Genomic DNA, 18607 nt, shown 5'->3' on the forward strand with positions numbered 1-18607 from the left:
TGGCTTGGTTTTTTTTTTTTTTTATTCTTGGTGTGGCGGTGGGCCGCCGGGGCGTGGGGGGGGGTGGGCCCGGCCCGGGTGGTGGGGGGGCCGCCGCCACTGCCATACGTGCTCCCGGTCAGCGGACCCGGATGAAGACCACGTCATACCCCAGGTTCGTGCCCCGGTTCTTGACGTAGACGCCGTCCTTGCCGCCGTTGGGGTTGCCGGTGTTGCCCTCGACGGTGGTGAAGGAGGAGCCGCCGCTCACCGTCCGCACGATGCCGATGTGCTCGTTGCCGTCGTTGAAGTTGCTCCCGCCGTTCCAGTCGAAGGCCACGATGTCGCCGGGCTGCGGGTTGGTCGTCACCGACAGGTGGTAGTTGCCGGCCCGCGCCTGCTTCACCCAGCCGGAGACGTAGCTGTTGCGGTAGGAGGTCGCGCCCGTCTGCCTGGCCACCCAGCTCACGAACGTCGCGCACCAGGCGTAGTTGTTGGTGGACAGGGAGAGCCCCACGGACACCCCGTAGCTGTTCGCCCGGGCGCTGCCCTCGACCGTGCCGACCTCGGCGGCGGCGACCTCGAGGAGCTTGGCGTACCCGCCGCCGGGCGGCGGCGACGAGGGCGGGGTGACCGCGCCGTACAGGGCGGCCTTGGTGTTCGGGCCCACCCGGCCGTCGACCCCGAGGCCCTTCTCGGCCTGGAAGTCCCGCACCGCGCTGTCGGTCATCGGCCCGAAGTCGCCGTCGACGGCGAGATCGGCGCCGTGGTGGTTGAGGAGGCTCTGCAGCTCGGTGACGCACCCGCTGCGCTGACCCTTGACGATGTCGGTCGGGCACGAGCCGGAGTTCAGGTTGATCGGCGCGGGGGCGCCGTTGCCGCCGCCACCGCCGATGTTGGAGTACAGGGCGTTCTTGGTGTTCGGGCCGACCTCGCCGTCGACCGACAGGCCGCGCGAGGACTGGAAGGACCTCACGGCCGCCAGGGTCGCGGGACCGAACTCACCGTCGACGTCGAGGTGCTGGCCCTGGCCGTTGAGCAGTGCTTGCAGGGTCGCGACGCAGCCGCCGGTCTGGCCCTCCACGATGTTCGCCGGGCACGAGGAGGACCGGAGGTCCAGGCCGGTCGACGGGGCCTCGTCGGTGTCGTACAGCTCCCGCTTGGTGTTCGCGCCGACCTCGCCGTCGACCGACAGCCCGTGCGAGGACTGGAAGCTGCGGACCGCGCTGTAGGTCTCCGGCCCGAACTCGCCGTCCACGCTCACCGCGTAGCCGAAGTGGCGGAGCAGCCGCTGCAGTTCGGTGACGCAGCCGCCCTTGCTGCCCTGCACGATGTTCGCCGGGCACGAGGAGGACGTGAGGTTCACCGGTGCGGGCGCCGTGCCGCCGGTCGCGTACAGCTTGCTCTTGGTCTGCGGGCCCACTCGGCCGTCCACGGCGATCGCGGTGGCGGCCTGGAACTCACGTACCGCGTAGAGCGTGTTCGCCCCGAACTCACCGTCCACCTGAAGCCCCGCGCCGTGGGCGTTCAGCAGGTTCTGCAGCTCGGTGACGCACCCGCTCACCTGGCCCTGGACGATGTCGGTCGGGCAGGACGAGGAGGTGAGCTTGATGGGCGCCGGTGCGGCCATCGCCGGGCCGGCGCCCATCAGGATGGCCGCCGCGAGGATCGCCGCGGTGGCCGCGAGACTCACGATCCGGGTGCGCCAGCCGGGTCTGGTGCCCGGAGCAGAGGGGCGTAAGGCGTTTTTCATGGCTGTGGGGGTCTCCTTCGACGGATCATCTGACGAGCGACCGGGTCGAGAGTCCGCCGGGCGGACGCGCACGACGGTGACAGCTGAGACCCATGCGGGCAATCCCGTTCCGAACAACTGGCCGGATTCCGCACCTTGCGGCGGGCCGTGCGAGTCCGTGCACACTGGCCGGGCCGACCGCCGAGCACGGCCGCGCTGCGGGAGTGGAACCTCCCGCAGCGCGGTACACCGTGAACGCGGTCCCGCCCTCCTTCACGTGGCGGTGGCCGCGCGGTGTGTGGGCTGCTGGACGAGGACCGGGTGGCGCACCACCGCGTCGAAGAAGTATCCCTGCGTGTTGAAGGTCGCTTCGTCCGGCTGGGTCCGCCCGGCGGTGTCCGTGGCGCGTGCCAGCAGTGTGGCCGGGCCCTCCGTGCGCGGCTGCCAGGGGATGCTCCAGCGCACCCAGGCGTCCCGGTGCGGGGTGTCGCGCAGCCGGGCACGCCGCCAGGTGGCGCCGCCGTCGGTGCTGACCTCCACCTTGCGTATCGCCCCGGCTCCGGACCACGAGCGGCCGTGCAGGACGTGGTGCACGCCTGCGGCGAAGACCGCTCCCTCGGTGAGTTCGAATGCGCTCTTGATCGTCTGCCGGGTGAGTGGTGTGCTGCCGCCCTCGGGGAAGCCGGGTCCGAACAGCCGGTAGAAGTCGGTGTTCCAGGGTGAGTACAGGGGTTGCGCGGCGACCTCGATGTCGCCGACCCACTTGACCGAGGAGATGCCCACCCATGAGGGCACCAGCACCCGCACCGGATGGCCGTGGTCGGGGGGCAAGGGGTCGCCGTTCATCTCGTAGGCCAGGATCACGTCGTCAAGTGCCTTGGCGACCGGCAGGGGCCGCCTGACGTGGCCCAGGTTGACGCCACCGGTGACGTACTCGTCGTCCAGACCGCGCGGCATGACGTCCACCGCGTGCCGCCGGATTCCGGCGAGCCGCAACACGTCCGCCAGCCGCACGCCGCGCCAGCGCGCCATACCGACAGCGCCCAGAGTCCATGCGGTGCCCGTGACGCTCTGGCCCTGCTGGGAGGTGTAGAAGCTCCGGCCGTTTCCGGCGCATTCGACGAAAGCGGTGTGCGTCACGCGCGGCAGCGCGCGCAGGTCGTCGAGTCCGAACTCGACCGCCTGGTCGATGCCGGGGCCTCCGCGCAGTCCGCTTCCCCAGACCTTCAGCCGCCAGGGACCGGGGTCGATGACGGGGGTGGAGGTGTGGTTGCGGACGAAGAAGCGGTCGGACGGAGTGAGGTGCCCGGTCCCGCGCAGCGCCTCCCACTTGGTCTCGGCGTTGGTGCCGCGGACGGTGAACCACTCGTCTGGCAGCGGCTTGACGATGCCTGCGGCGGTCGCTGCGGCTGCCCTCACCGTTGTGCGCAGGGCGAGTGCGGCGGTGCCCGCGGCGAGCAGGGACAGCATCCGGCGGCGGGACATCCCGTCACCTCGCGCTTGTCCGGCAAGCCATTGGCGCAGCCGTAAGTGGTCATAGGAGGTCTCGTCGGCGGGAGCGGCGGAATGGTGTGCACGGGTCATGGCAGTCCGGCTTCCTGGGCGGGAACGGCTGAGGACGTGCGGAAGTGCGTACGGAAGTGTGTACGGACGTGCGTGCGCGGGAAAGGCTAGTGAACCGGCGCGTGCGGGCCGGGGCACATGGCGTTCAGCGACAACAGCGACAACAGGGGCGCGGCGCGGGAACGCGCGGCATGCCGGCCTGTACAGCCTTCGCGGCTGCGCTGTTGGGATTCACGCGCTCATCGTAGGGCGCACCCTGCGCGGCGTCAGCTCCAACCGGAAACTTCCCCGCCCGGTGTGCCCGCGGCCCCGCGGCCCCGCGTCAGGCGGGTGTCAGTGCCTGCTCGGCCCAGATGGTCTTGCCGCTGTCCTCGTAGCGCGTGCCCCAGTTCCGGACGAGAGAGGCGACGATGAACAGGCCGCGGCCGCCCTCGTCCTGCAGGCGGGCGTGGCGCAGGTGCGGGGCGGTGTCGGCGTTGTCGGAGACCTCGATGGTCAGCGTGCGGTCGAAGATCAGGCGCATCCGGATGGCGCCCTTCGCATGACTGATGACATTGGTGGCGAGTTCGCTGACGACCAGGTCGGTGGTGGTCGTGTGCTCCTCCAGTCCCCACTGTGTCAGCTGCTTGCGGGCCGCCTTGCGGGCCTCGCAGACCGACGCCGGCTCGGCCGGGAAGGTCCGGGAGAAGACATGGCCCGCCTCGAGGCTCCGGGTCCTGGCCACGAGCAGGGCCGCCCCGTCCGGGGGGATCACATCGCGCAGCACCTCGTACACGGCCGAGTCGGTGATCTCCCAAGGTCCCGCCACGGAATCGGCCACCACCTTGCGCAGCCTGCTGAGCCGCTCCCCGAACTCGGCCGGATAGCGCTTGGCGCTGCCGTCCGAGTACAGGGTCAGCAGGCTCCGCTCCGGCACCTCGGCGGTGCGCACCTCGTACGGGACGCCCTGGCCGAGCGGGGCCCCGCGCGGCACCTCGAAGGTGCTGACCACGCCCTCGGGGCTGGTGAGCAGCGGACTGTCGTGTCCCGCGGAGGCCGCCTCGCACCGCCGGGTCACCGGGTCGTACGTCATGTAGAGGCAGGTGGCGGTGAGCGGCGCCCGCGCCTCGTGCAGCGTCTCGGGGGCCGTGTCCTGCTCGCGCGCCAGACGCTGGGCGACGTCGTCGAGGTGGGTGAGCATCTCGTCGGGCGGCAGGTCCATCTCGGCCAGGGCGGAGCCGGCTGTGCGCAGCCGCCCCATCACCGAGGAGGCCTGCAGGTCCTCCCCGGGCACGTAGCCGATCATCAGACCCACCCGGCAGCTGGACAGCGGGAGGACGTCGAACCAGTGGGCGCCGTACCGGCCGGGTGTCGTGCAGTGGGAGGCCTCCACCGCGGCCACATCGGGAGGCACGCGCGGCAGCAGGCTGCGCTGCAACGTGGTCGCGACGGTGTGCTCACGGGTGAAGCGGCGCGCGTTGTCGACGCACATCGCCGTGCGCGAGGCGAGCTGCGTCGCCAGCGACACGTCCTTCTCGTCGAAGGGCTCGGAGCTCGAGCCGGCGCGGTAGAAGCTGGCCAGGCCCAGGACGAGTCCGTGCACCGTCAGGGGCGTCACGATGAGCGAGCGCACACCGGTACGTGCGAGGAACTCCACCCGCATCCGGTCGTGAGCCAGCCACGCGTCGCCGGCCGGCACCGATTCGATCAGCCGCGGTCGCAGATCGGACAGTGCCTGCGTGTACGGCGTAGGGAACGCGTACCCGCTGAAGCCGCCCACTGGATAGGCGCCGTAATCCCCCGCACGGGCCTTGAACGCGGCCCGCCGCATCGCCATCCGGGCAGTGATCGGGCCGACAGGCGCGTCCCCGACGAGGACGGAGTCGAACAGGTCGACCGCGACGGCGTCCGCAAAGGTGGGCACTGCCATCTCCGCGAACTCCTGCGCCGTGGCGACCGCGTCCAGCGTGCTGCCGATCTTGGCGCGCGCGATGTTGAGGAGGTCCAGTTCCCTCTGCGTCCGTACCTGACTCGTCACGTCCTGGATCACCGAAGCGACGCCGACGGATTGTCCTGTGCAACGCAGGATGTAGCCGGTGACGGCATAGTCGCGGCGGATTCCGGAGTCGGCGCCCGGACAGACGGTCACCGGCCGGTCCAGCACGGGGCAACCGCTCGTCAGCACCTCTTCCATGATCGGCGAAAGCGGTATACCGGAGTCCAGGTCCTTCAGGCCGGCGCCGATCACCGCGTCGGCGGGCAGACCCCGCATCGCCAGGACCGCATCATTGGCCCGGAGAATCCGCAGGCCCAGGTCGTACACCTCCAGGCCCGTCGTGGCCTGGTCGAACAGGGCCTTCTCGACGCCCTCCGTACCGTCCAGCGCGCCGGCATCGGCAGTGGTGCGAATCTGTCGCTGTTTGCGAGGCATGATCAACCTCATCTCATCGACATACGCCAGTTAACCCGCCGACCGGTACGCCACGCCACCCGGACCAGGTGCTGCCCGGCCTTCGGGCGGGATCGAACCCGCTGGCATCCGTCTCGCGGCGGATCCGCCGGGCCGCGTCAGCGCGGGACCGTCTGACTCGCCCCCTCCTGGTCCTGTTCCAGAGGACTCGACGGGATTCGCCCCGGCGCGGCACCCGAAAAAATTCGCGATGATCGCTCGTTTAGGTTGTTGTTGTGAGAAGTACGCAAGGGGCGCTCCGGGCAGTCAGTGATCTCCATGTCACCTATGCCGAGAACCGAGAGGTAGTGCAGGCGCTCATGCCCGGTTCGCCTGACGACTGGCTGATCGTCGCCGGAGACGTCGGGGAGCTCATGTCGGACATCGAATGGGCTCTGACCCTGCTGCGTGACCGGTTCGCACAGGTGATCTGGGTGCCCGGCAACCACGAGCTGTGGACGGTCGCCCGGGAGACCGGTCCGGCACGCGGGGTGGAGCGCTACGAGCAGTTGGTGATGCTGTGTCGTCGGCTCGGCGTGCTCACCCCCGAGGACCCGTACCCGGTGTGGACGGGGGCGGGCGGACCCGTACGGATCGCCCCTCTGTTCCTGCTGTACGACTACAGCTTCCTGGCGCCCGGTGCGGCGAACCGCGAGGAGTCGCTGGCCATAGCCTACGAGGCGGGCATCGTCTGCACCGACGAGTATTTCCTCCACCCTGATCCCTATCCGAGCCGCCAGGCGTGGTGCTCGGCACGGGTCGAGGAGAGCGAGCGGCGCCTCATGGAAGTGGCGGGCGATCTGCCGCTGGTGCTGGTGAACCATTGGCCGCTGGTGCGCCGACCGACGGAGGTGATGACGCACCAGGAGTTCGCCCAGTGGTGCGGAACCGTGCGCACCGCCGACTGGCACACGCGCTTCGACGTGCGCACGGTGGTCTACGGCCATCTGCACATACCCCGGAGCACGGTCTACGACGGCGTCCCCTTCGAGGAGGTCTCGATCGGTTATCCGCGTGAGTGGCGCCGATTCGGCCTGCGCACGGATCTGGCCCGGCGGATTCTGCCCAGCGGGGCAGGAGCGCGCCCGTGATCGACGAACTGCTGCCGTCCACGGCGCGCTGGTCCGAGTCCTTCAGCCACCGTGACGACATCGAGCTTTTCCCGCAGGAACGGGCTGCTGTCGCCCGCGCAGTCGACAAACGGCGCAAGGAGTTCACCACGGTCCGCGCGTGCGCGAGGGAGGCGCTGGCCGGGCTCGGCCATGCCCCCGTACCGTTGGTGCCGGGGGAGTGGGGCGCCCCCGGATGGCCGACTGGTGTGGTCGGCAGCATGACCCATTGTGACGGTTACCATGCCGCCGTGGTGGCCCACCGGCACGATGTGGCGACCATCGGCATCGACGCGGAGCCCCACGAAGCCCTGCCCGACGGCGTGTTGGAGACCATAGCCTTGGCCGAGGACCTCGCCGCACTGGACGCGCTGCCTACTTCGGTCGGTGTCGCCTGGGACCGCGTCTTGTTCAGCGCCAAGGAATCCGTGTACAAGGCGTGGTTTCCGGTGGCGCGGAGGTTCCTGGACTTCCAGGAGGCGACCGTGACGCTCGCCGTCGACGGAACGTTCACCGCGCGCATACTCGTCCCCGTGCCGCTCCTGCTCGGCAAACCGTTGACCGGCTTCTCCGGGCGCTGGATCGTGGATGGGGAACTCATCGCGACGGCGATCACGGTGGAGACTGTCGCAGGACGTGGCTGAACAGCATTGAGGTTGCCCCCGCGGCCGCCGCCGGCAAGCGGCACAACCCGCGCCGGCCCGGCTTCGCCGGACGGTGCCCACGGAACCACGGATAGAAGTTCCGGGGGCCGACTACGGGTCGGAGTCGTTCGCTGGACAGATCTGCCGCAGCCGCTGACTGCATGGTTGAGCCGGTGGTTCATCTCGTGGACGCTTGCGGGGTGAATGAAGCTGGCGAGGACATGCTGAGACAACTCCAGTCGCTGGATCCAGCGGTGCGCGTGGATGTCCTGCGCGTGCTGGACTGCGTCGGCCGGGGCCTGCCCGTCCACTGGCGGCGCCGCAGGGGGGTGCCGCAGCTCATGGTGTTCCTCGACGGCCCGGAAGACATGCGGATGGAGAGGATCACCCTGCGGGAGCTGTCCGAGCACGGGTATCTCGACGAGTTCAGCCGATGGGTCAGCAGCGTCCCGGTATCGAAGGCTCGGGAGCACCGCTGTGCCGCTCTGGTCTACGGGGACCGTATTCACGCGAGGATCAACCAAGTCGGCCCCTTCGGATCGGGCTGGCACCTTCCCGACACCTTCGTCTGCGTCCGCATCGCGCACCGGGATTTGAGCATGAGCCAATCTTTCTCGCTCAAGTTCGACGTCGAGGGTCGGCTCTTCCCGCGGCTTGTGTTTCATCAATCCCTCTTCGACACCATCGCCCGCGCCCGCCAGAGTTGACCGTTGTGACGGGAAGCTCTGGACGCTGTCGCGCCCAGGCGGCCACGGCAGGCGGCGGCCCGGTGACATACGAGCTTCCGGCCGAGCACTGGATCCATTTGCGGACCACGAATCCGGTCGAGTCGACCTTTGCCACCATCCGCCCGCGGACGAAGGTCACCCAAGGTGCCGGCTTCCGAGCGGCCGCCTTGGCCATGGTTTTCAAGCCGATCGAGTCAACCCAGAGCCGTTGGCGAGCCGTGAACGCACCCCGCCTCGTCGCCCTCGTCCGGGCGGGAGCGCGCTTCGAACGCAGCCACGCGGTCGCACACTTCGAGACCTCCGCGGCATAAGGTCTGGTGCACCATGACCGACTACGACATCTACGGCACCAGCAGCCACACTGCCAGCGAGCTCGTTCGCCTCGCCAGCAGGTGCCTCGGGCTGGTCTTCACCGAGCGCGACAGCTACTTCCGGGGGATCTACCACCGCGCGGACAGTCTCGACGCCAAGATCGAGATCCAGCCCAACCCGATTCCCGGCGACGACGGTGAAAGCGACCTCTACGTCACCGAACACCCGGCGGTTCACGTGTTGTTGCTGACGACCACTCGAGCTCCCAACCCCGCCCTCCGGGCACAGCTGGTCGCTATCGAAAGGCTTGTCCACCTGAAGCACGAGTCATGGTGAATGGCTACCGACGGCCGCAGGCGCGCTCAGTCCGGTTGCGCGCCCTCGACGCAGGCGCGACCGCGCGCGATATGACGCCGTGCCGGCGTGCGCCTCCGGGGTCGGGTGTCGGCGGTCGTGATGTTTTGACTTGCTGTCGACAGGGTGTGGGAGGGTGTCCGCCATGGGGGAATCGAACGTTCCCGCTCCGGCGGTCCGCGCCGGGGCGGGGCTGCGCCTGGGAGTGTCGCGCGCGAAGCTTACGGTCGTCGCCGTCGGCGTGCTCGCCGCGTATGCCGCGGGCCCGGGGAGTGAGGTCGTCGGCAACGGGGTTCCGATGAGCCGGACGGCTGTGGACGAGGAGCTGAACTCGGCCGCGGCGGAGGTCGGTGTCTACGAGGCCACCGGCGTCATCATGGGTCTCTCGTTCTCCGGCGGCTCCTACCGGCCAAGTAGGGACTGCATGATCGCCTGGTCCGGGGACATGCCGCCTGGCGACCAGGCGTACGAGGCCATCGGTGCGGCCCTGACCCGGAGAGGTTGGATCGAACTGCGTCACCAGGACAACGAGGCGTACGCGAACACGATCTTCGGCAAGGGCGGTTGGAGCGTGACGGTCTCGCACCGCGTCCCAGGGGCCACGGAGCCTGACACGGAACTACTGCTGACCGCGACGGCTCCGGCGTGCTGAAGCGCGGCGCCCCGACAGGCATGTGCGATGGCCGCGTTAGAACGGCCGGTACCAGGCCCGCTTCACCGGGGGCAGACGCCGGGCGAAAAATGCGGCGACATCGGCCTGCTGGGTCTCGTCGAAGACCCGCTTGGGGAAGAACCCGGAAGCCCCGTTGACCTGGCGCAGGTACCAGAAGCCTGCAAGCTCGCGGGCATCGCGATAGGCGTCCCAGCTGACCTCAGCCTGGGAGACCGCCGTGTGCAGGGTGTACGACTCCTCTGTCAGCCGGACGGTCCACGGTTCGGTGAACTGGTTCGAGAGCCTGCGGACCGCGAGACGTACGGCGGCGGCCTCGAAGAAGACCGGCAAGCCGATCCCGTAGTAGATGAGCCACTCCTTCGGCTCGTCCGAGAACAGGGTCAACACGCCCACCAGGAGCATGAACAGGCTGGTGACGGCGATTCGACGCATGTTCGGTGAACTGCGCATCGCTCTGCGGTACTCCTGTCCCGTCATGTGGAATGTCGCAGTCAGGTCCATGGCCGGGGAACCGCCTTCGTCGAGTGAGATGGGCTGCGTGGGCCCGCGGGCCCGCGGGCCGAGAGGCTACCGGGCACCCTGCACGCGCCTGCCACTGGGGTGGGATGGTGCGATGGGACGACCAACAGCTGGCGCTACCTGCGTTCACTCCACCGGGTGGACGTCCGCATCGCGATGAACTGCGGCAACTACGCCGACACCTGACGACGAGGAAGTGCCGGCGAGTGGAGACCTGGTCCGAAGCGAACAACGTCGAGTTCACCTACACCCCGACCAACTCCCCTTGGCCGAACCGGATCGAAGTTCAGTTCACCGCCCTGCCGACATCACGTTGCCCGCGTCTGACCGGCCAACCACCGCTTCACTTCATGCCAGGCCGCCTGCTCCTCGACCTCGGTGCCCCACCACCACGTGAAGGGCGAGTCATCAGACGTCAACTCCTCCCGCCACCGGGCGAGGCTGTCAGCCAGGTGACGGCGGGCGACCGGGTCCATCCCCGCATCCCAGCGGGCGAGCCACGGGGTGACGGAGGAACTCGCGGTCACACAGGTCTCGAACACCGCACACGCCGAAGTCGGCGGTGACTTGGTCCGCAAGGTTTGCGTCCACCACGCGTCCAGGAAACCGGCCACGGCCTCAGCCTGCTCGCGGGGCCACCGCGTCCAGCCTGCCGCGGCCAGTCCACGGGCCATCAGATCGGACTCGGCTTCGCCCCCGGCGAGCACCAGGACGAGCTGCGGCAGGACCCGGCGGATGATCGCGGGCTGGTCGTCCCAATGGAAGGGATCCTTCTGTGCGACCCGGCGGACAAGGTCCGTCGGGAGCGGGACGCCAGGAGCCCGCAGCAGTTCGACCTCGCCCTCGTCGAAGCACCGGCCGCAGCCGGCCTCATCCGGTCGGGCCGTCATGCCGCCGAAGGTCGTCGCCACCCTCGCCATCGCAGCGTTGAGGACAGAGGCATCCGGAGAAGTCACCGTGCATCCCGTCAAGACTCCAGCAGGCCGCCCTAGCCGAAGAGAGCGACGCTACCAGGCGACAACTCGGCCATCAGAACAGGGCTCCGGCCGTGACCGCGACGCCGATAACGACCTCCACTGGGTAAAAGGGTCGAAGCCAAGAGCTTCGACTTTGCGGCGTCGCGGGTTCGCCTCCCCTCGCGGGCGCACCTCTGACCGGTGGATACATGAGCTCGAGGGGAGCGGCGGGGGAGCGGCAGAGGGCGGCGTAGATGCCGCAGCACGGCAACGGAGTCGACAAGGATGGCGGGACCACGAAAGTCGCGCGACGTTCATCCAACAGATGATCTTTACTCAACCTGAAGAGTCGCCGCGTTCAGTACTTGAACGTTCACTTTCGATCATGTTCAATTCGATAACGCAACGTGACGACTCGCGGCGTCATTCCGCGAGACGTCGCGGGGTGATGGCGACCGGCGTCGCTGCACTCGCGCTTGCTCTGACAAGCACCTTCACGCCGGCCGCATCATCCGCCTCCGCCGACGGCAACACGCCGTGGCTCCCGCAGCAGCTCGACTCCTGGTCGACGATCACCCAGCACACGATGACCAAGCCGGCGCCGGTGACGGACGGGGTCACCTACTCGAGCGGCGCGGTCGACTCGATCGACGGCCGGGTGCCGATCAACGTCGTGTCCGCTGACACCCGGCACAAGAACGTGCGTCTTGGCGTGGTGGTCTCGCACGACGCCGTGGTCGACCCGCTGGACGAGACGACCTCGTCGATGGCGGTGCGTACCGGAGCGGTGGCCGGGATCAACGGCGGATATTTCCAGATCAACGCGTCCGGTCAGGCGAACGACGGCGAGATCGTCGGCGGTGAGATCTGGAAGAGCCCGACGTCGAACCACGAGGGCACGATCTCGGTGCTGCGGAACGGCTCCGTCGCGTACGGGAACCAGGTCTTCAGCGGCACTGTCGCCGTCGACGGCGGCGCGAGCCGCACGCTCAGCTCGGTGAACACGCTGTCCGACGCGACCGGCAACGGCATCACGCAGATCACGCCGCGGCTGGGCGACGTGGCGAAGACCTGGTTCGGCGGCACCAAGGTCCTCGCGGTGGGCACCTCCGACGACCAGGGCGCGACGATCCGGATCACGGGCGTGACCACCGGTGACTCGATCTCGGGCCGGCAGTACGGCCTGGTCGGCGGGGACGCGGCCAGCGCCAGTGGCCAGTGGATCCAGCAGAACGTCAAGGTCGGCTCGGTCGTGACCACGACGCACCGGATCAGCCCGAACAACGACATCCAGGAAATGATCCAGGGCCCGGGCCGCATCCTCAAGGATGGCGCCGTGTTCCAGGATCCGGTCAACCAGATGCCCAGCGGGCTGCACCCGGAGTCGGTGATCGGCAGCACCGCTGACGGGCACCTGGTCATGGCGACGCTCGACGGCCAGAAGGCGGCCAACGTCGCGCTCGGCGTGGGATGGCAGCAGGTGGCCTCCTACATGCAGTCGCTCGGTGTGCGGGACGCGGTCCTGCTCGACGGCGGCGGGTCGACCGCCATGGCGGTGCGCCGGCCGGGCGACACGCGGGCCACGCTGGCCAACACGCCCTCCGACCTCTCCGAGCGTCCGGTCGCCAACGGCCTGTTCGTGTACTCGACCGCGACCGCGGCCGGACCGGCGAAGAGGGCGTTCATCAACGACGGTGCCGATCTGTCGACCGCCGAGGGCGTCGTCTCGAAGGTGAAGGCGTTCGCGACGGACAGCGACGGGAACCCCACCAGCGACGCGGTCTACGTCACGGCCGAGCCCAGCAGCCTGGGCACCTGGACGAACGGCGTCTTCAAGGCCGGCTCGGCCGGTTCCGGTACGTTGACGGTGCACTCGGGTCGCAAGACCGACGAAGTGGATCTGACGGTGGCGCCGGCGTTCGACCGGCTGAGCGTCTCTCCCGCACAGCAGGGCCTGGCCAACAACGCCTCCCAGAAGTTCACGGCGCAGGGCACGAACGGCTGGTCCCAGGCGGTCACCGTCGCGCCGGAGTCGGTGACCTGGACGCTCGACCGTAGCGACCTGGGCAAGATCGACCCGGCCACCGGTGTGTTCACCGCGGCCTCCACGGGCAGTGGCGAGGTCCGCGTCACCGCCGCCGCCGGCGGTCGCACGGCGACCGCGGTGCTGAGCATCGGCTCGGTCATCAAGCCGCTGCTCACGGCCGACAACGCCGCTGAGTGGCAGATGCGCGCGGACGGTGGCGCCGTCACGGTGCCCTCCGACCGCTTCGCCGAGACCACCGACGTGCCGCCGGGGTCCGGCCAGGCGCGGGCGCTGCAGGTGCAGTACTCGTTCCCGAACGACACCAAGCAGCACCGGGTGCGGGTGATCCCGAACAACGGCGCCGGTGCCAAGGCCGACAAGAACGAGCTCGGCCAGGTGCCGCAGAGCCTGCGCTTCCAGTTCAAGGTCGAGAGCGCCGCCCCGCAGAAGTCATGGATGGTCCTCAACGTCTCGGACCCCGAGGGGCACCTGATGGGGCTCTGGCTCGAGCTGGCCCCGAGTGACTACAACCGGTGGAACGAGCGCAGCGCGAAGCTGGTCTGGGGTGTCTTCACGTCCTACCCGCTGACCATCCAGGACATCAGCCTGGTGGGCCAGAACGCGACCGGCGCCAACGTCGGCAAGTTCACCTTCGCGGGGATGAAGCTCCAGTACTCGGTCGGCACGCCGGCGCAGGAGACGCCCTACCAGGCGATCAACCCGAACAACCCGTCCTGGCTGCAGTACACCCAGGATCCGGCCGACTTCCGGCCCGGCGGGCAGACGTTCATCATCGGCGACGACGGCCACCTGGTGGCGGCCAACCCCGACTCGACGAGCGTCAAGAACATCGCCGGCATGGTCAACCGTACGACCGGCAAGTCGTTCCAGACCGCGTCCGGTCAGACCGTCGAACCGCTGCCGGTGCAGGCCCGTCCGGACGTCGCGCTGAGCCTCGGTGACATCGCCGACACCGGCAACAAGGACGACCTCGCCTACGCGAAGGCCCAGTGGGAGCAGTTCGGCCTGCCGTTGTACGACGTGGTGGGCAACCACGAGGTGAGCCAGGGCGCGATCCCGCAGAACACCAACTTCTCCGAGGTCTTCCAGCAGAACACGCACTTCTCGTTCAAGCAGGGCCAGGCGACGTTCATCGGTCTGGACAACTCCAGCGGCTCGATCGCGGTCTCCGACAAGTTCCAGAAGCCCGCGGAGCCGCAGTACCCGTGGCTGGCGCAGCAGTTGGAGAAGGCGACCACCCCGGTGGTGTTCGTCGGTGTGCACATGCCCGCCTACGACCACGCGCCGAACAAGTCGAACCAGTTCTCGAACCGCTGGGAGGCGCAGCAGTACCTCCAGCTGATCCAGGACTACCGGCTGTCGCACCCGGAGCAGCGCGTGGTGCTGATGTACGGCCACTCGCGCGGCTTCGCCGACCAGCTCATCGACCCGCTGGGCAACCCGGCGGACGCGAAGCTGGGCATCCCGCAGTTCACGATCGCCGACATCGGCACGCGGCCGTACGTGGCCGCCGACAAGGGAGGCCTCTTCCACTTCGCGCTGTTCCACGTCAACCAGGATGGAACGGTCCAGTACTCGGTCCAGGCCATGCTCAAGTCGATGACCATCGACCAGGGCACCGCCGGCTCCGACGCGGCCGCTCCGCGCACCTACACCATGGTGGACGGTCAGGCGAAGCAGTTCACGGCGACCGCCGTGAACGCCAACGGCAACGACATCAACGAGCCGCCGACGATGCCGGTGGCCGACCCGATGTCCCACGTCTGGGCGAGCTCCAACGAGAAGGTCGCCAAGATCGACCCGGTGACCGGAGCGGTGACGGCGCGCAGGCCCGGCACCACGACGATCTCGGTGACCACGGGCGGCATCACGAGCAAGCTCATCCTGTCTGTTACCGAGGCGGACCAGGGCTGACGCCCCGAACCGCTTTCTGAATCGGGGCGGTCGGCACTCCTCACGGAGCTGCCGGCCGCTCCGTTTCGTATTGCCGCCCGCTGTTCCCGATCGAGGACGCGTTGCCGGTCCAGCCGTGCCTGACTGTCAGCTGGGCAAGGCCGGGAAACGTCACCGACCCGGTCGCTCCGACGAGGACAGCGGGCCGATGGGTGAACTGACGTGCATCGCCCGGCACACCGTAGAGTTGCGCGAGGCGCCCGAGCTTTGGTCCGGCCGGGAACCGGTCGTCGCACTGGTGGGGTTGTCGACGTCGTCGATGCGGCCCCAGCGATCTCGCGGTCGCCGCGCAGGTCGCAGACGTCGCGGCTGTCTTGGTATCACCGTCGAAGCCGGTGGAGAGGGGCGGGTGTGGACGACGGGGGTCTGGTGGGCCGCCGGCGCGAGCGTTCGGCGCTGTCCGGCTGGCTCGACGCCGCGCTCGAAGGTGAGCCGAGACTGGTGCTCTGCGGGGGCGAGCCGGGGATCGGCAAGACGCGACTGGCCATGGAAACGGCCGCCTTGGCGTCTGCGGCAGGGGCCGCGACACGCTGGGCGCGAGCGCACGAAGGCGTCGGTACGCCCCCGTTCTGGCTGTGGCGGCAGCTGCTGCGCTCCGACCCGGCGCTGCCCGGGACCAGGTCGCGGGACGTGCTGGACATGATCGAGGCAAGCCGGGACGCGGATCGGTTCGTGCTGTTCGACGCCATCGTCCGCCAGGTCTTCGCGCTTGCCGAGCCTTCCGGCCTGCTGCTGGTGGTCGAGGACGCACAGTGGGCGGACGAGCCGTCGCTGCTGCTGCTGCGCTACCTGGCGCGTGAGCTGCGGGGCGCACGGGTGCTCGTCCTCGTCACGTACCGGACCGTGGGCGCTTCGGACGCGGTGGCATGGCAGAGCGTACTGCCGGACCTGGGCCGGGAGCCGGCATCCGTCCGACTGCCGCTGGTCGGACTGGGGCGCCAGGAGACGGCACTCCTGGTGGAGGCGGTCACCGGCGAGGCCGCTCCCGGAGACGCGGCCGCCGAGGTGTACCGGCTGACCGCCGGCAATCCGTTCTTCGCCCGTGAGCTGGCCGGGACGTGGGCGACAAAGGGGAGATCGTCGGACTGGCGGTTGCCGGCTTCGCTCGTGGACGTGATCGAGCAGCGCACAGCCGGTCTGTCCGGCCCGGCGCGCCGGATCCTCACCGCGGCCGCGGTGCTCGGTGAGCAGTTCTCGGTGGCGGTCACGGCAGCGATGGTCGAGAGGCCGGCGATGAGCTGCTTGCCGCTGCTGGAGGAGGCGGCCCGCGCCGGGCTGGTCGCAGCCGCCGACACCCTTGGCGATTGGCGTTTCACCCACGCTCTGCTGTGCGAGGCGATCGAAGCCCGCACACCGGGCGAGGAGCGGGCCCGACTCCACCGGGCGGCGGCCGAGACGATCGAACGGATCTACGCCGAGCAGATCGACGACCGCTCGGCGGACATCGCCCGCCACTGGGCCGCGGCGTCGCTCGACGACCCGGCGCCTGCGGTGACTTGGGGACGCCGCGCGGGGGACGCGGCGCTGCGGTCCCTCGCCTATGAGGAGAGCGCGCGCCTGTACCGGCTCGCACTGGACGCCGGGGGGCCGTCGATCGAGCAGCAGCTCCGGTGCCGCCTGCTGATCGACCTTGCCCACGCCCACTGGCGGGCGACGGACATCGAGGCGTGCCGAGCGGCCATCGGCGGAGCCGTCACCATCGCCCGCCGCATCGGCCGACCGGACCTCATAGCCGAAGCCGCACTCGGCGTCGAACCGATCGGCTCGATGTCCTGGGACCTGAGCCTTCGCCAGTTGTGCGAGGAGGCGCTCGCCGGAGCCGACCCGGCCGAGGTCTCCCTGAGAGCGCGCCTGCTCGGCAGGTCGGCCGAGGCCGCGGTGTACACCAACGAGATCGCCGCCGCGGAGTCGGCCAGCGGCCAGGCGCTCGCGCTCGCCGACGAGACCACCGATCCCGCCGCCACCATCGCCGCCCTGAAGTCTCGCCAACTCTGCCTCGCCGGACCGGAACACCTCGACGAGCGCAAGGTTCTCGCCCGTCGCATGACCGAGATCGGACTCACCCTGCGCCGCCCCCGGGAGGAGATGCTCGGACGCCTGTGGCAGATAGACACCCACTGGGAACGCGGGGACCTGGCGGCCGTCGCCGCCGAACTGCCACGCCTCGGCTGGTGCGTCGAGCATGTCGGCGGCCCGATCGCCCGCTGGCATCTGCTCACCGTGCGCGCCGCACTCGCCGCCGCCCACGGCCGCTTCGACGAAGCACTCGACCTCGGCCGGGCGGCGTTCGACACCATCCGGGCCACGAACCATCCGACCGCGTTCGGTGCGTACATGTCCCTGCTGTGCGCGCTGGCTCACCATGCCGGCCATGACCGCGTGGCAGCCGGCCTGCCGGCGGACCTGCCGAGCGACCTGCCGGTCGACCGGGGCGAAGTGCGCGATGCCATCTTCGGCCACGTCGGTGCCGCGTTCATGCTCGCCCTCAGCGGCAAGCCGGACGCGGCCCTCGGCGCCTACCGTGGCGCCGGGCCCGTCCAGACCTGGCAACCACCGCCGTACTTCCGGGTGCTGGCCTGGGCCTACGGATCTCTGCTCGCCGTCACCCTCGGCCAGGTCCGCGATGCCGAATACTTCCACGACCTGCTGGTCGCCGAGCAGGGGCGCTTCGTCGTGGCAGGTGCCGGCACGGCCAGCTACCTGGGTCCCGTGGAGTTGCACCTCGGGCGCGCCGCCGCCTTCCTGGGCCGACTCGACGACGCCGTCACGCACCTCGACACCGCGCTCGCCCACTGCCACGGTGCCGGCGCGGCCGGGTTCGCCGTCGAAGCGGAGTACGAGCTGGCCGCCGCCCTGACCCGCCGGGCGGCCAACGGCGACGTCGACCGAGCACGCCTGCTCCTCGACAGTGCCGAGTCGGCCGCGGTCCGCATCGGCATGGCCGACTGGGCACAACGCGCCCGGGACCTGCTGGGCGCGATCGCCCGAAGTCCGCACACCAACCCGCTCTCGCCCCGGGAGACCGAGGTCGCCGAACTGGTTGCCCAGGGCATGACGAACCGCGGCATCGCCGGCACCCTGTTCATCTCCGAACGCACCGCCCAGACCCACGTCCAGCACATCCTCACCAAGCTCGACTTCTCCACGCGCACCCAGATCGCCGCCTGGGTCCACCGCGCTGCCTCCGGGCCTCGGCGCCACGCGGGTCCCGGGGCTGGTCCCGGCATCGGCGATACGTAGTGCGATAAGTCATCCGGCGGACGTTCACCCCCGGCGACGGCCCGAAGAATCCTCTTCGACACACCGCAAGAGGAGGCCTCATGCCGTACATCCACGTCAGCCGCACACCCGGGCGTACGCTCGCCGACTACCACGCTGTCCAGGCCCTGGTCGGAGGGCACGAAGGCAAGCTCGTCAGCATCGCCGGGGAGGCCGACGCAGCCCTGCACGTCATCGACGTCTGGCAGTCCAAGAGCCAGGCCGACCGCTTCGCGGCCGAGGTGCTGTTCCCCGCCTTCCAGAAGCTGAACCTGGCACCCGGCAGCGACGCCACGTACATCGACTTCGAAACCGACGACGTGGACTTCGACCCGCTCACCTTGTGAACGTG

At 69.5% G+C, this 18607-nt stretch carries 13 protein-coding genes and 2 pseudogenes; 10 read left to right on the forward strand and 5 right to left on the reverse strand.

The genetic code is table 11. The features are described 5' to 3' along the window. Positions 1-118: 118 nt before the first annotated feature. The 3 genes from ACFWVC_RS00175 to ACFWVC_RS00185 form a co-directional block, all read right to left on the reverse strand. Entirely contained in the window at positions 119-1732 is a 1614-nt protein-coding gene (locus ACFWVC_RS00175) for a peptidoglycan-binding protein (protein WP_384272920.1), read from the reverse strand. 252 nt (positions 1733-1984) lie between these two features. Next, on the reverse strand, positions 1985-3295 hold the full coding sequence (locus tag ACFWVC_RS00180) for a sulfite oxidase (RefSeq protein ID WP_384272925.1): 1311 nt from the start codon (positions 3293-3295) through the stop codon (positions 1985-1987). Between the two features lie 301 nt (positions 3296-3596). Next, positions 3597-5684 carry a SpoIIE family protein phosphatase gene (locus ACFWVC_RS00185; protein WP_384272928.1) on the reverse strand — a complete coding sequence of 696 codons (2088 nt, stop codon included), beginning with the start codon at positions 5682-5684 and terminating at the stop codon, positions 3597-3599. A 338-nt stretch (positions 5685-6022) separates the two neighbouring features. On the opposite strand from ACFWVC_RS00185, the gene ACFWVC_RS00190 reads away from it, so the two are divergent. From ACFWVC_RS00190 to ACFWVC_RS00215, 6 genes and pseudogenes are all read left to right on the forward strand, one after another. Continuing rightward, positions 6023-6793: a metallophosphoesterase family protein gene (locus ACFWVC_RS00190; protein WP_384272934.1), complete on the forward strand. Its 771-nt coding sequence runs from the start codon at positions 6023-6025 to the stop codon at positions 6791-6793. Next, positions 6790-7455, forward strand: coding sequence for a 4'-phosphopantetheinyl transferase (locus tag ACFWVC_RS00195; protein ID WP_384272937.1), 666 nt, complete (start codon positions 6790-6792; stop codon positions 7453-7455). Before ACFWVC_RS00190 ends, ACFWVC_RS00195 begins: the two co-directional genes overlap by 4 nt. Before the next feature lie 173 nt (positions 7456-7628). After that, positions 7629-8162 (forward strand): hypothetical protein, encoded by a 534-nt coding sequence (locus ACFWVC_RS00200; RefSeq protein ID WP_384272941.1) that lies wholly within the window; start codon positions 7629-7631, stop codon positions 8160-8162. 68 nt (positions 8163-8230) lie between these two features. Next, positions 8231-8494 (forward strand): annotated as a pseudogene (locus tag ACFWVC_RS00205) (IS256 family transposase); the annotation flags it as partial. A 13-nt stretch (positions 8495-8507) separates the two neighbouring features. Further along, a complete protein-coding gene (locus ACFWVC_RS00210) occupies positions 8508-8831 on the forward strand; it encodes a hypothetical protein (RefSeq protein ID WP_384272944.1) in 324 nt (107 codons plus the stop codon). A gap of 163 nt (positions 8832-8994) precedes the next feature. Continuing rightward, entirely contained in the window at positions 8995-9501 is a 507-nt protein-coding gene (locus ACFWVC_RS00215; protein WP_384272947.1) for a hypothetical protein, read from the forward strand. A gap of 36 nt (positions 9502-9537) precedes the next feature. On the opposite strand, the gene ACFWVC_RS00220 is transcribed toward ACFWVC_RS00215, so the two are convergent. Beyond that, positions 9538-9972, reverse strand: a complete 435-nt coding sequence (locus ACFWVC_RS00220; protein WP_384272956.1) for a YcxB family protein — start codon at positions 9970-9972, stop codon at positions 9538-9540. A gap of 183 nt (positions 9973-10155) precedes the next feature. On the opposite strand from ACFWVC_RS00220, the pseudogene ACFWVC_RS00225 reads away from it, so the two are divergent. Next, a pseudogene (locus ACFWVC_RS00225) lies at positions 10156-10343 on the forward strand (transposase); the annotation flags it as partial. A 6-nt stretch (positions 10344-10349) separates the two neighbouring features. Here ACFWVC_RS00225 and ACFWVC_RS00230 read toward each other — a convergent pair. Next, positions 10350-10931, reverse strand: a complete 582-nt coding sequence (locus ACFWVC_RS00230; RefSeq protein ID WP_384273708.1) for a hypothetical protein — start codon at positions 10929-10931, stop codon at positions 10350-10352. 514 nt (positions 10932-11445) lie between these two features. Here ACFWVC_RS00230 and ACFWVC_RS00235 point away from each other — a divergent pair. The 3 genes from ACFWVC_RS00235 to ACFWVC_RS00245 all read left to right on the forward strand — a co-directional run bounded on the left by ACFWVC_RS00235 (position 11446) and on the right by ACFWVC_RS00245 (position 18602). After that, a complete protein-coding gene (locus tag ACFWVC_RS00235; RefSeq protein ID WP_384272958.1) occupies positions 11446-14958 on the forward strand; it encodes a phosphodiester glycosidase family protein in 3513 nt (1170 codons plus the stop codon). A 390-nt stretch (positions 14959-15348) separates the two neighbouring features. Next, positions 15349-18237, forward strand: coding sequence for an AAA family ATPase (locus ACFWVC_RS00240; RefSeq protein WP_384272965.1), 2889 nt, complete (start codon positions 15349-15351; stop codon positions 18235-18237). An 80-nt stretch (positions 18238-18317) separates the two neighbouring features. After that, positions 18318-18602 (forward strand): hypothetical protein, encoded by a 285-nt coding sequence (locus tag ACFWVC_RS00245; RefSeq protein ID WP_384272972.1) that lies wholly within the window; start codon positions 18318-18320, stop codon positions 18600-18602. Positions 18603-18607: the final 5 nt, after the last annotated feature.

The organism is Streptomyces sp. NPDC058691, assembly GCF_042714775.1.
Taxonomy (GTDB): Bacteria; Actinomycetota; Actinomycetes; order Streptomycetales; family Streptomycetaceae; genus Actinacidiphila.